Below are 14,278 nucleotides of genomic sequence, written 5' to 3' on the forward strand. Positions count from 1 at the left end.
ACCAAATTATTGGCAATAAGGGCAATTTATTGCTTTGTTTTTAACCTGTTATAGTATCCGTCTTCATATGAATGGAGGCGGTTTTTGATGTTGATCTGTGCTACGGCAGAAAGGCTAGGGCTTTCTTCGACTTGTTCTTTGATCAACATAAACTTCTCGCCCATAAACAGATCTCTCTTCAAAAAAAAGGAACAACTTTAAAATTTGTTGTTCCTTCTTATGTTGGTCAACTAGGGCTCACTTCGACTATTGCTCAGCATAAACTTCTCCCCCCATTAAGCACATTTCTTTTCAAAATAAAAAAGGAACAACTTTAAAATTTGTTGTTCCTTCTTAAGTTGGTCTACTAGGGCTCGAACCTAGACTCTTCTGGACCAAAACCAGACGTGTTGCCAGTTACACCATAGACCAATGTTTCAATGCGGGTGCAAATTTAAAACTTTCTTTTGGGTATGCAAAGATTTTTTAAAAATTTCTTCTATTTACGAAGAAAAATAATATCGTACTTTACAAATAACAACGTATACGATAAACTTCTGTTAAGCGTTTGCTAAAAAAAACAAACTGAAAGTTTTTTTATTACTAAATTCGCCAAATGTTATAATCACACATATTTATGAACGCATTCAACTTTACCAAGTGGAATAAAATAACAGGATGGATTGTATTTGCAATAGCACTATGTGTTTACTCGATGACTGTAGAGCCAACTGCCAGTTTTTGGGATGCTGGTGAGTACATTGCTACATCGTCAAAATTACAAGTTGGACACCCTCCCGGGGCACCATTATTTCAAATGATAGGGGCATTTGCCTCTGTTTTTGCATCTGATCCTACACAAATTGCACTTATGGTAAATATGACCTCTGCATTTGCAAGCGCGTTTACCATACTATTTATGTTTTGGTCGATTACCATTCTTGTAAAAAAACTAATTACCAAAGATGAAGAATTTACTCAAAACAAAGCAGTTGCCATTCTTGGCAGTGGTATAGTTGGTTCACTGGCTTTTACGTTTACCGATAGTTTTTGGTTCAATGCCGTAGAAGCAGAGGTTTATGCCATGGCCACCTGCATACTAGCGGTGCTCTTTTACTTAGGACTGTTATGGGAACGTGATATGCACGAACCCAGAGGTAATAAATGGCTTATTCTCATTTCATTTGTCGTTGGATTATCATTTGGTGTTCATTTTATGGGGTTATTATCTATCCCGGCGATCGGACTTTTATACTATTTTAAGAATTATAAAGAAATTACGATTAGAAATTTTATAATAGCAAATATCACGGTTGTAGCGATATTGTTATTCATCTTTAAATTACTACTTCCTTCTACTCTTAAGTTTTTTGGATTTGCAGAAGTATTTTTTGTAAACTCCATAGGACTTCCTTTTAACTCGGGGACTATTATTGCAGGTTTAGCAATTATTGCAACGTTTTATTATGCAATTCGATACACTCGTAAAAAAGAATATGTACAAATTAATACCTTGCTTCTTTGTATCGTTTTTATTCTCGTAGGATTCTCGAGCTGGGTTATGCTACCTATTCGTGCTAATGCAGGAACTGTAATCAACGAAAATAATCCAAATAATGCAAGAGAGTTGCTTGCCTATTACAACCTAGAACAATATCCAGAAACTCATTTATTTTACGGCCCTCAGTTTACAGAAATTTATGCCGGTTTGGATCAGGATGATCCATATGAAGATGATAAACCCAAATATGAGAAAGACCTAAAATCGGGTAAGTATGTTATTGTGAACGATTGGGAGAACGCAAAACAAAACCTAGATGATGGGCATAAGGCATTGTTACCACGAATGTGGAGTACCGAGCACATCGCTAATTATATGGAGTTTACCGGACCTATAAGTTTTACCATAAAACCCGAGTATCAAAACGAACAAGAACTTTTAAATGCAGTTACTCAATTTAGAAGAGATTACGCTAGCGGAAAACTGGATAATAATGACTATCATAAATTTTTACAGTCATTTGGAAATTACATCGATGTAGAAAAGCCATCTTTTTGGGACAACGTATACTATATGTTTGATTATCAAATGGGCTACATGTATTGGAGGTATTTTATGTGGAATTTTGTAGGAAGACAAGATGATAATCAAGGAAACCTTACTGATCTAGAGGGAAATTGGCTTAGTGGCATCAAATTTATTGATGAAATGCGTTTGGGTTCACAAGATAACTTGCCTAGTGATGCTCTTCAAAACAAAGCTCGAAACACCTACTATTTTTTACCTTTACTTCTAGGTCTTATAGGGTTTGTATTCATGTTTCAAAAAGATAAAAAGAATTTCTGGGTTTTACTTATTTTTTTCTTATTTACGGGTCTCGCCTTAAAAATATATCTAAATGAACGCCCGTTTGAACCTAGAGAACGCGATTATGCCCTGGTTGGTTCTTTTTACGTATTTGCAATTTGGATTGGTTTTGGCGTGTATGCACTATTCGATTTGTTAAAGGAGTATATAAAACCAAAGCTGGTAGCACCTATAATCACCGCCATTTGCCTATTAGCTGTACCTGTGGTTCTGGCATCTCAAAACTGGGATGATCACGATCGATCAAATCGTTACACGGCACAGGCAATGGCCAAAATGTACTTGCAATCTTGCCAAGAAAATGCGATACTTTTTACTATAGGTGACAATGATACATTTGCATTATGGTATGCACAAGAAATTGAAGGCTATAGAACAGATGTTCGTACAGTAAATACAAGTCTTTTTGCCACAGATTGGTACATAGATCAAATGAAGAGAGCAGCTTATGATGGTAAACCTATCCCCTCGCAACTTACACATGACTTCTATAAATGGGGAAATAATGATGCTATTTATTTTAAGCCGGTAACCAAAGACACCATGTTAATCAAAAACTGGATGCGATGGATAGAAACTGATGACCCTCGAACTAAAGGTGATTTGCAAAGTGGTAAAAAGGTGAATACCTTTCCGTCGAAGCATATCAGGATTCCTGTAGACAAGGAAGCCGTGCTTAGAAATGGTATCGTAAAACCCGAAGATGCCGATCTCATCGTACCCTACATAGACATTCATCTTAAAGGTGATCTATTATTTAAAAATCGTTTGTTGATGCTTGATATTATTGCTAACAATAACTGGGAGAGACCCATTTATTTTACCGGAGGAAGCTATGGCGATGATGATTTTTTATGGATGAAAGATTATCTCCAACTAGATGGTGTTACTTACAAATTAGTACCTATTAAAACAAAAATGGATCCAAGAAATCCTTTTGAGATGGGTCGAATCGATTCTGACTTAATGTACAGAAATGTAACTAGTTGGGACTGGGGGAACAGCAATGATCCTAACATTTATCACGATCCAGAAACCAGAAAAAATGCAATTACGTATAGAAGCAATCTCGCCAGGTTAGTAGAAACGCTTATACAGGAAGATAAGAAAGATAAAGCCAAAGAAATTATCGATTTGGCTATGGATAAAATGCCTATAGAATACTACGAATACTACACTTTACTAGAACCCTATGTAACTGGTTATTATCAAGTAGGAGAAAAACAAAAAGCTAGAGAACTATGGAATAAAATTGCCAAAAAGTATCAGGAAAAACTAACCTATTTTGGTAGCTTAGAACTAAAAGAGCAGTATCGATATGCTGAAGAAATAGTGACCAATGTTGAACGTTATCGAAGCGTGGTTGATTTGCTTTTACGCAATCAGGATCGAGAGATGATTGAAGAAAAAGCAGAAGAATTCAATACATATATCGGATTGTTTACAAGATTATATAGTGAGGATGAAGGATATAGTGAAGAAGAGCTTCGCAAACAGGAAGAAGAGTTAATCAAAGAGTTTCAGGAGCAGGATACGCTCTCTAGGGACTCTTTGCAAACTGTTCTTAATGACACTGTAACACCATAATATTAATGAAATGAGTCCCTTTTATCAGGGCTCATTTCTCTTTTAACCATGTCGTATTTTATTCCGTCTAAAACTCCTCAAGTACTTAAGCAGTTTTTCACTACGTATACTTGGGATCTTCCTAGCAAACACGAGAAGAAAATATACCTTACCTTTGATGACGGTCCAACACCCGAAGTAACAGAATTTGTGCTAGGGCAACTGCACCAATTTGATGCAAAAGCCACATTTTTTTGTATTGGAAAGAATATTGAAAAACATCCCTCAATATTCAAAAAAATTATAAAAGGTAATCACGCTATTGGCAATCATACAATGAATCACCTTAAATCTTGGAAAAGCGATAGTGAGACGTATCTTAAAAACATAGAGGACTGCGAAAACATAATTTCAACATATGGCTATCAGACCTCTTCAAAAAAAATGTTTAGACCTCCGTACGGACAAATAAGTTATACCCGATTTAAAAAACTGCAAGAACAAAATTATGAAATCGTGCTATGGGATGTTTTATCCAAAGATTGGGAAATACAAATGTCTAAGGAAGAATGCTTAAAAAACGTCCTGAACCATACCGAACATGGCAGTATCGTAGTTTTTCATGATAGTGTAAAAGCTTTTAATAAATTGAGTTTTGCTTTACCTAGAGTGTTACACCATTTTTCGGCTTTGGGATTTGATTTTGATAAGATCAGACTCTAGACATATTCTTTCATAAGCCCTATAAGCGTATTAGCATCTTGTTCGCCACTCTGTCTCCACACCATTTCTCCTTCTTTGTAAATCATTAATGTAGGCAAGCCCTTTATACGCAATGCAGTAGCCAGTTCTTCATTTTTATCTACATCAATCTTTATGACTTTCCCTTTGTCCCCTAGTGCTGCGGCTACATCTTTCAAAACCGGATGCATTGCAATGGACGGTTCATTCCATTCTGTATAAAAATCTAGCAAAACCGGAATACCAGTACTAATTATATCTCCAAACTTTGACATTTCAACAACTTTTATAGTGCAGCTACTTTTACAGTTAATTCGCCGCTTATCTATTGTAAATATAATACTTTCTATAAATTATGCCGGTTTCGAACCTTTTCGTAATTCGATTACCGTAATCTCTGGCCAAATCCCAACTCTACCTGGAAAGGCATGAAATCCAAATCCGCGGTTCACATTAAGATAACGACCCATTTCATGATACATACCTGCCCATTGTTTGTACACATATTGTACCGGGCTCCACTTTAAAAACCCTGGAATTTCTATTCCGAATTGAAAGCCATGGGTATGACCGCTTAAAGTGAGATGAAAGTGATGATCATGATGTTTTACCTCATACTCCCAATGTGATGGATCATGACTAAGCAAAATTTTAAAATCTGCTTGGTCCACCTGTTGAGTAGCCTTGGTTAAATCTCCTGCTTTTTTAAAATTATGTCCCCAATTTTCAACCCCTATTATGGCTATCCTTTCTCCTTCCTTCTCGACAAAAACACTTTCATTAAGTAACAGATTAAAATCTATTTTATTATGAACATCTTTTATCGCTTGAAAATTCGCTTCTTTGGCCTCTTGACTTTCCCAGGTCACGTACTCTCCGTAGTCATGATTTCCCAAAACAGAATACTTGCCAAACACCGGAGTTTGTATTCTTTTAAATGTATCGATCCAATCATCCATTTCTTGGGCTACGGTATTTACAATATCACCAGTAAATATGATAAGATCGGTTTGTTGTTCATTAATTAAATCTATGGCGTATTCAATTTTTGCTGCATCATCAAAACTTCCAGAATGTATGTCTGAAATTTGAGTTAAACGAAATCCATCAAAGCCACTTGGTAAATCTTCATAGTAGAGCACATGGGTAATCACTTTAAAATTATACTTCCCTTTAAAAATACCATATAATAGCCCAGCAAAAGGAATAGCCGCTACCCCCAATGCTATTTGGCTTACAAACTTTCTTCGGTCTGGTAAATATTGAGTAGCCGTTCGCTCATAAATCGTATCGGTAAGATACGTATACCCAGCAATGCATATTCGAATAATATCTTCACCAAACATAAAAAGAACTACTATTAATTTAGGCACTATAGATAATAGCATCAGACCACTTGCTCGTAATGTGTATTTTGTTGGGCCTACACTGCGATCATAATTGGCAAAAATGTAAAGTACATAACTCAAAACCAAAATTGAAAGTACGATGTATCCAAGATGTATAATTTGATTTTTGGATAAGGTTTTTATAGCCTGAAATGCATAGAATTCAAGTAATAAGTATAAAATAATAGGAATTAACCAACGCATAATTGATTCTTACTTGTTAACATCGCAAAACTATCTCTCCTGTTTGATTTGTCGCTATTTTTAAGTAAAAATTAACGGTAATAAATACCAAAACACAAAAAGAGTTAAAAGGATGCCTTTTTAAAGATAGAAATCTTGTGAATTTCTTTTAGAACTAAAATTTTTATTTGTACCTTCGAGCAATAATTCCTAGGGATTTTCAGTTTTTATAAAAAAGAAGTAATATTCATAAATTTATACTACAATATTTATAGCAGTTGATACATTGTTATCAATTTTATTTTGGGGCGAAATGCCGTCAGATCTGACGGCATTTCTTTTTTTACGAATTCTAAAGTTTCCCAATTAATTGATCAATCTTATTTTTATATTGCATTGCTAAAATTTTTCTCGTATCATGTCACAAAAACGTCTTTTTCTATTAGATGCCTATGCCCTAATTTTTCGTGGATATTATGCACTTATTAAAAATCCTAGAATTAATTCAAAAGGTCAAGATACCTCTGCTATTATGGGCTTTGTCAACTCTCTATTTGATGTAATAAAAAGAGAAAAACCTGATCATTTGGCGGTGGCTTTTGACAAAGAAGGCAGCAAAGATCGCGTTGAGCTTTTTCCCGAATACAAAGCCAATCGAGATGAAACACCCGAGGCGATACGTATAGCGATACCTATTATTCAGGATATTTTGAAAGCCATGCATATTCCCATCATAGAAAGAGCAGGTGTTGAAGCCGATGACCTGATAGGCACCATAGCCAAACAAGCCGAAAAAGAAGGGTTTCAAACTTTTATGGTAACACCTGATAAAGACTATGCGCAATTGGTTTCTGAAAATATTTTCATGTACCGCCCCGCGAGAATGGGCAACGGTATCGAAATATGGGGCATTCCTGAAGTACAAAAGAGATTTGAAGTAGAAAAACCAGAACAAGTAATTGATTATCTGGGGATGATGGGGGATGCAGTTGATAATATCCCCGGATTACCAGGTGTAGGCGATAAAACAGCTAAAAAGTTTATCGCAGCATATGGCTCTATGGAGGGTCTATTAGCTAACATCGACCAGCTTAAAGGAAAAATGAAAGAAAAAGTAGCAGCGAATGCCGAACTAGGGTTACTATCAAAAAAATTAGCTACGATTATTGTAGATTGTGATGTTGCTTTTGATGCTTCAGATTATGAACTTTCTGAGCCTGATGCCCAAAAGGTGCAAGAAATTTTTGAAGAACTTGAATTTAGAAGATTAAAAGATCAGTTTATTAAAATTTTTTCTGGGGAAGATACCAATTCGACCCAGGTAACTAGCACTCCGACAGCAAAAAAACAAGCAAAACAAGCCGGTGCAGGACAGTTTTCTCTATTTGGAGGAGATCAGGAGAATGAAGTCGATTCATACTCTAGCAAAATGTCGATAGATACTACCGAACATTTTTATCAAAGTGTAGCTCCCGGAATGAGCATGAAACTGTTTTTACAAAACCTCTTGAAACAAGAATATGTGTGTTTTGATACCGAAACTACAGGTCTAGATCCTTTGGTTGCAGAATTGGTTGGTATTGCTTTTTCTTGGGAAGCCTCTAAAGGATTCTATATCCCCTTTCCCGAAGATCGCAATGAAGCACAAGAACTTATTGAACAACTTCGCCCTTTCTTTGAAGCCGAAAATAGTACTAAAATAGGTCAGAACCTAAAATATGATATCAAGGTTTTATCAAAATACGATATTGAAGTTAAAGGTAAGCTGTTTGATACGATGCTTGCCCATTATCTTATTAATCCGGATATGCGTCATAATATGGATGTTCTCGCAGAAACGTATCTCAATTATACTCCTGTTTCAATTACAGAACTTATTGGCAAAAAAGGAAAAAATCAGCTTTCTTTTAGACAAGTACCTGTTGAGAAACAAACGGAATATGCTGTCGAAGATGCAGATATTACATTTCAGTTAAAAGAACATTTTGAACCAGAATTAAAAGAGGCTAAAACCGTTTCGTTGTTTGAAGATATTGAGATCCCTTTGCTTAAGGTGCTGGCAGCTATGGAAATTGAAGGTATTAATTTGGATACTGCCTTTTTAACTTCATTATCCAAAGAATTAGATAACGATATTAAAACTCTTGAGCAAAAAATTTATACCGAAGCTGGTGAAAAATTTAATATTGCTTCGCCAAAACAACTGGGTGTTATTCTTTTTGAAAAATTACAATTAGTAGACAAACCCAAAAAGACCAAAACAGGCCAATATTCTACCGCCGAAGATGTTTTGTCATACTTGGCAAAAGATCATGAAATTATTCAGAATATTTTAGCGTATCGCGGCCTATCAAAATTAAAAAGTACATATGTTGATGCTTTACCTAATCAAGTAAACCAAGCTACAGGAAGAGTGCATACAGATTATATGCAAACCGTTGCGGCTACCGGGCGCCTAAGCTCTAATAACCCTAACTTACAAAACATCCCTATTAGAACCGAGCGCGGAAGACAGGTACGTAAAGCTTTTATTCCGAGAAGTAATGAGTATACCTTGCTTGCTGCCGATTATTCTCAAATAGAATTACGAATAATTGCTGCGTTAAGTGAAGAGGAAACCATGATCGAAGCTTTTAAGAATGGGGAAGATATTCATGCCGCTACCGCAGCAAGGGTTTTCAATATTCCTATTGAAGAAGTAAGCCGTGAACAACGTAGTAATGCCAAAACCGTAAATTTTGGTATTATTTACGGGGTTTCTGCTTTTGGATTAAGTAACCAAACGAGTCTTTCTCGAAGCGAAGCCAAAGAATTGATTGATACGTATTACAAAACATATCCTAAACTACGCAGTTATATGAGCGATCAGGTAGACTTTGCCAGAGAAAATGGGTATGTTCAAACTGTATTGGGCCGACGTCGATATTTAAAAGACATCAACTCGGCTAATGCAGTTGTACGTGGTGCGGCAGAACGAAATGCGGTAAATGCTCCTATACAAGGTAGTGCGGCAGATATCATTAAAATAGCAATGATTGCCATTCATCAAAAACTGAAACAGGGCAATTATAAAACCAAAATGCTATTGCAGGTACATGATGAATTGGTATTCGATGTCTTCAAACCAGAACTTGAAGACATCAAAACATTGATTAAAAACGAAATGGAAAACGCATATAAACTTACAGTACCTCTAGATGTTGATCTAGGATTAGGTGATAATTGGTTAGAGGCGCATTAAGTCATAAACGCTATCATTTCTATGTTTACAATAGATGCTATCGTGTTTTATTTTGAGTTGCATTCTAAATTCATAGTAATCGGTTAGTCATCAGACTATTTCATGATATCTTTTAATTCTACAGCTTGCCAATCGCGATTATAAGCAATTAAATTTTCAAAAACTGCTATGTGGCTCGCTCCCATTACCACCATAATTCGTTCATCGCTAGCATTTGTATATTTTTGCATCATGCTGTATGAATATATATTTCGCTTTACCCATTCTGAAGCCAAAAATGCTCCTACATGATTTTGGATATCTCCTGCCAGGGTAGCTTGGCTTATATACCAGCCCAAATCAAATTTTCTTCGCTCTTTATCATTCAAATAATATAAAATATCTTTAAGAGGTGTTTTGCTAGAAACAAAGGCATTATATTCGTTTTCATATTTTTGAATGTCTTTTTCAAATTCTGAAATTAAAGCCTCTTGTTTTGCAGCTTTCATTACAGTGATCAAACTATCAAAAGGAAACGAAGTTTTTCTATAATCTATACCGTATACCCGATCATGATTTAGTTTTTTGGCTACCTTAAATCCTAACTGTATGATTTCATTTCTCTTTTTCTTACCCCAATCTGAAGTTTTATATAACGTATAAATAGAATCTAGTTTGGGTTGATATTTAGTAACTCTTTCAACAAAAATTTTTGTGGGTTTAAACTCAACAATTTTGGCTACTATTTCATCGAGTTCGCGTTGATATTGATCAGATAAAATATCTATTTCGTCTGCCTGAGCTACATCAAGATCGGCTTTTTGATAATTATCCCAATGCGACGTACCCACCAATAATACCTGTACTTTTGAAGGCTTTTTTTCTTCTTTTTGATTATTGTTTTTGGTTTCAGTAGTAGATTGTGCGTTGCATGAAGTAAATAGTATACTTAAGATAAAAAATAACATTCTCATAATACGTGTATTAAAACTTAATAATACTCAAATATCTGTAGTAGATATGTGTAAAAATTAACTTTTAGATAGTATAAGACCTTTACTGGATGAATTTATAAATGCACCTTACCAAGAATTTCGTCATTAGAAAAAGGGTATTGATATGATAAAAAAGGCATTTTATCCTAAAACAAGAAATTAATCGATTAAAAGAATACTTTTATACTATGTTTTTAAAAAAAGAATGGAAATATCATTTAGTACTCGCGTTAATTCTTTTATGCTTAGACATTTTGAAGATAGTAAATACTTCAGATGTAGAGATTAAAAAAAACTTTGAACCCATATTTGTTGGTTTAAGAGTAACATTCATTATGACGAGTACCGTAATATATTTCGTGAATTTCAAATTCGTATGCCCCAGATTTTTAAAAAAAAACAGCTTATCTCAATTTTTTATTCTGATACCGTTTCTTGTTTTATTGTTCGCAGCAATTCGCTTCGTACTTGAAGAAATCATTTTTTTCGAAATTACCGGTTTACATAATTACTATGATGAGACTAGAAGGTTCTGGTATTACATTATAGACAACTCTTATTTTGCCTTACCTCCGATCCTTTACAGCACAATGGTTTATCTCGTCTTACAACTAATCGAAGATAAAGACCTCAACAAAGCAGAACTAGATTTACTAAAATCGCAAATAAGTCCGCATTTTTTGTTTAATACTTTAAATGCATTTTACGTAGAATTGTTAGATGACAAGCCCAAAGTAGCAAAAGATATACTTAGGTTATCAGAACTACTTCGGTATGTAACTTATGACTCCAAACAAGATTTTATTTCTTTACAAAGTGAAGTACATTTTCTAAAAGACTATATTCATTTTTTTAACAAACGATTTGAAAAAGAACTTTCTATTCAATTTTTGATTACAGGAAACATTCAAAATCAACGCATACCCTCTTTGGTACTCATTCATTTTGTCGAAAACTTATTTAAACATGGTGTTGTTAATGACAAAAACAATCCTGCTCAAATACTTCTTACAATTACCGATAAACAGCTAACTTTGAAAACTAAAAACAAGATTTTATCTTCAGAAAAATATATGGACTCTGGCATAGGTACAGAAAATATAAAAAGAAGATTAAATGCAATGTTTAACACGGGGTATACTATGAACAGTAAAACCGAGAAAAATTACTTTACGACATATTTAAAAATACCTATATGAAACGAATAGTAATAAAATTGATTGTCCGTTATTATACCTAAAATTCAACTGAGAAGTCATCCTAAATTCATTTCAGGATCTCATTAAGTTTGTTTTCAGTACTTTGAGATGAGAAGCTGAAACAAGCCTGTGCTGAACTCGTTTCAGTGTTCAGCTTGACGCAAACCGTTTAGGTTAAATTTCGGATATTCATGTAATAAATTTTAAAAATTGCTTTACCAAAGGGAATGTTTAAAATTTTTAATGTGAGAGCGTAATGCCTACATACGTTCTCAATTTTTTAATTATTTCGTTTTCAAACAACTAAAAAGATTTAAACGTATGAATACATCTATTAAATGTGTAATTGTAGACGACGAACCGCCCGCAATACGTTTATTAAAAAAATATATTGAAAAAGTAGCATTTCTCGAATTAGTAGCTACAACGACTAATCCATTAGAAGCACTGCAAATTCTTGAACAAAAAGATGTTGATTTGGTATTTTTGGATATTCAAATGCCAAATCTTACCGGAATCCAGCTTTCAAAGATTATTAAGAAACATATTAAAATTATCTTTACCACAGCATATCCGCAATTTGCCTTAGAAAGCTATGATCTTAATGCTACAGATTACTTATTAAAACCTTTTGATTTTGAACGGTTCTACAAAGCATTAAAAAAGATTACTTTAGATCAAAAATCTGTCGTGAATCAAAGTATCATTAACGATTTTGTCTTTGTCAAAACCGATGGCAGAAATAATTTGAAGAAGATAAAGATTAGCGAAATCTTATATATCGAGGGATTAAAAAATTACATCGCGTTACATCTAAAGAATACTCAAATAATAACTTACAATACGTTAAAAGGTATTAAAAACAGTTTACCAGATACAAATTTTGTGCAGATTCATAAATCATTCATTATTTCAATACGCCATATTGAGAAAACGACTTCGTCTACTATCATGATTAACGGTAAAGAGTTACCTATTGGCGATACTTACAAAGTAAAGCTATTTGAATTACTGAACAACCACAAACTATAATCAGCTCATCTGGGATTCTTAATGAATGTAATTTTGTATGCATGATACCCTGATTTTTGGTAGCTAGTCCTTTGATGTCGTATCTAAATAAAAATCATAGTAATTCAAAAATGTAGGAATTACCGGTCCGTTAAATGGGTTTGGACCATTAAACAATACGCACATAGCAATTTTGTTATCTGGATCAACTACCAGTTGCGTTTTATATTGATTTACATTACCTCCATGATACATAATTCTACGTCCGCGATACTCCAGGACTCGCCACCCCATGGCATAGTACGAATCACTTACACCGTCCCATAAGTTAACATAGGTGTCATCACTGCTGGTACATATTATCGGATTAAAAATTTTCTTCAAGCTTAATGAAGATATAATGTCTGGTCGATTACCTAAGAGTATTTTCAAATACTCGCCCATATCTGAAATAGAAGCATTAATACCACCTGCTGCAGCCACATTGTAATAATTTTTGTGCAACCTATCTAATTTATATTTTTTTGAATAATGATTATAAGAATGAGGTAGAGCCACGTTGTTATTCGCCTTGATTTCTTCGTAGGTACTTGAAGCATTCAGCATAGTGGCGGGTGTAAAAATTCTTTCCTTTAATAGACTATCAAATGATTTTTCTACCTGATTTTCTATAACCTTTTCAATAACCGAAAAAATAGCATTTTGATAACCGTAGCTCACCCCTTCTTTAGAAACGACACCTTTTCTTCTAAATCTTTTTATAATTTGATCCAGGGAGAATCCATTTTGGATAAGTCTTGTATATGTATAAGGATATAATCCGGTTGTATGCGATAATAAGTGTTTCACCCGAAGTCGACCCGCCTGATCTCGATCTTTTAAACTGAAAGAAGGAACAGACGCTTTCACATATTGATTCCACTCTAATTCATGACGATCCACAAGGTTTCCGGCAAGAATGGCAGTCATACCTTTGGACAAGCTCGCTATCCTAAAAACAGAATGCACATCTACAGAATCCTGCGTACCTATTTTTTTTACGCCAAAACCTTTCTTGTACACAACTGTCGAATCCTTTACAATAACAACAGCAGCCCCAGGACATTCTGAAACATTAAAATTAGTCGCAAAAAACTTTTCATAATGTGCTAAAAAAAAGTCCAGCGAATCTTGTTTAGAAACTTTGGGTGCTTTTTCTTCAATTTCTACGTTTTTAATAGGTGCCGAAGTGTTGCAAGATAGTAGCAAAAGTACACTACAAAATATGTAAAAAGTATTCTTCAAATCAAAAAATCTAGGTGATTGCAAAATACATTTAAATTTTAAAGATGTATACAACTTTTATAACAAACTTGAAATAATAGCGGTTTATGAACTTTGAGTATCCTTGTGTTTTATAGTTTACATTCTCTACTACATTTTAACTCGAATTATGTATCAGAATTTCGTTATGAAGGGTAAAATAACAATACAAGAAAGTGTTTTCTCAATTTCATCGTAGCACTTCCTACGGTGATATTGAAAAATACAGTGCAGCATTTGTTTTTGAAGGTATTTCAAGGCGTAATACCTGCCCGCCTTTTTCTAATAAAGTGGCAGGCGGGGATTTTATACTGCATACTCTGGAT

At 34.3% G+C, this 14,278-nt stretch carries 10 protein-coding genes and 1 tRNA gene; 5 read left to right on the forward strand and 6 right to left on the reverse strand.

The annotated features are described in order from the left end of the window. Positions 1 to 26: 26 nt before the first annotated feature. Together J8281_RS10095 and J8281_RS10100 are read right to left on the reverse strand one after the other, a co-directional pair. Positions 27 to 182 (reverse strand): hypothetical protein, encoded by a 156-nt coding sequence (locus J8281_RS10095; protein ID WP_210197492.1) that lies wholly within the window; start codon positions 180 to 182, stop codon positions 27 to 29. A gap of 156 nt (positions 183 to 338) precedes the next feature. Continuing rightward, positions 339 to 411 (reverse strand) — tRNA-Gln (locus J8281_RS10100). A 205-nt stretch (positions 412 to 616) separates the two neighbouring features. Between J8281_RS10100 and J8281_RS10105 the strand changes: the two genes are divergently transcribed. Beyond that, a complete protein-coding gene (locus J8281_RS10105) occupies positions 617 to 3,934 on the forward strand; it encodes a DUF2723 domain-containing protein (protein ID WP_210197493.1) in 3,318 nt (1,105 codons plus the stop codon). 48 nt (positions 3,935 to 3,982) lie between these two features. Next, a complete protein-coding gene (locus tag J8281_RS10110) occupies positions 3,983 to 4,636 on the forward strand; it encodes a polysaccharide deacetylase family protein (RefSeq protein WP_210197494.1) in 654 nt (217 codons plus the stop codon). Here the strand turns inward: J8281_RS10110 and J8281_RS10115 are convergent. Both J8281_RS10115 and J8281_RS10120 read right to left on the reverse strand, forming a co-directional pair. Next, the gene (locus J8281_RS10115) at positions 4,633 to 4,929 is read right to left on the reverse strand and encodes a co-chaperone YbbN (protein ID WP_210197495.1); all 297 of its coding nucleotides are present in this window, start codon (positions 4,927 to 4,929) and stop codon (positions 4,633 to 4,635) included. The two genes, J8281_RS10110 and J8281_RS10115, sit on opposite strands and share 4 nt — an antisense overlap. A 78-nt stretch (positions 4,930 to 5,007) precedes the next feature. Next, positions 5,008 to 6,246: a metallophosphoesterase gene (locus J8281_RS10120; RefSeq protein WP_210197496.1), complete on the reverse strand. Its 1,239-nt coding sequence runs from the start codon at positions 6,244 to 6,246 to the stop codon at positions 5,008 to 5,010. A 394-nt stretch (positions 6,247 to 6,640) separates the two neighbouring features. Between J8281_RS10120 and polA the strand changes: the two genes are divergently transcribed. Beyond that, on the forward strand, positions 6,641 to 9,466 hold the full coding sequence (gene polA, locus J8281_RS10125; RefSeq protein ID WP_210197589.1) for a DNA polymerase I: 2,826 nt from the start codon (positions 6,641 to 6,643) through the stop codon (positions 9,464 to 9,466). A gap of 95 nt (positions 9,467 to 9,561) precedes the next feature. On the opposite strand, the gene J8281_RS10130 is transcribed toward polA, so the two are convergent. Continuing rightward, positions 9,562 to 10,419: a DUF5694 domain-containing protein gene (locus J8281_RS10130; protein ID WP_210197497.1), complete on the reverse strand. Its 858-nt coding sequence runs from the start codon at positions 10,417 to 10,419 to the stop codon at positions 9,562 to 9,564. A gap of 611 nt (positions 10,420 to 11,030) precedes the next feature. Here J8281_RS10130 and J8281_RS10135 point away from each other — a divergent pair. Next, positions 11,031 to 11,639 carry a sensor histidine kinase gene (locus tag J8281_RS10135; protein WP_210197498.1) on the forward strand — a complete coding sequence of 203 codons (609 nt, stop codon included), beginning with the start codon at positions 11,031 to 11,033 and terminating at the stop codon, positions 11,637 to 11,639. 321 nt (positions 11,640 to 11,960) lie between these two features. After that, entirely contained in the window at positions 11,961 to 12,671 is a 711-nt protein-coding gene (locus tag J8281_RS10140) for a LytTR family DNA-binding domain-containing protein (RefSeq protein WP_210197499.1), read from the forward strand. Between the two features lie 63 nt (positions 12,672 to 12,734). Here the strand turns inward: J8281_RS10140 and J8281_RS10145 are convergent, their stop codons facing one another. Further along, on the reverse strand, positions 12,735 to 13,958 hold the full coding sequence (locus J8281_RS10145) for a serine hydrolase (RefSeq protein ID WP_210197500.1): 1,224 nt from the start codon (positions 13,956 to 13,958) through the stop codon (positions 12,735 to 12,737). Positions 13,959 to 14,278: the final 320 nt, after the last annotated feature.

The organism is Aquimarina sp. U1-2 (assembly GCF_017897595.1).
Lineage (GTDB): Bacteria > Bacteroidota > Bacteroidia > Flavobacteriales > Flavobacteriaceae > Aquimarina.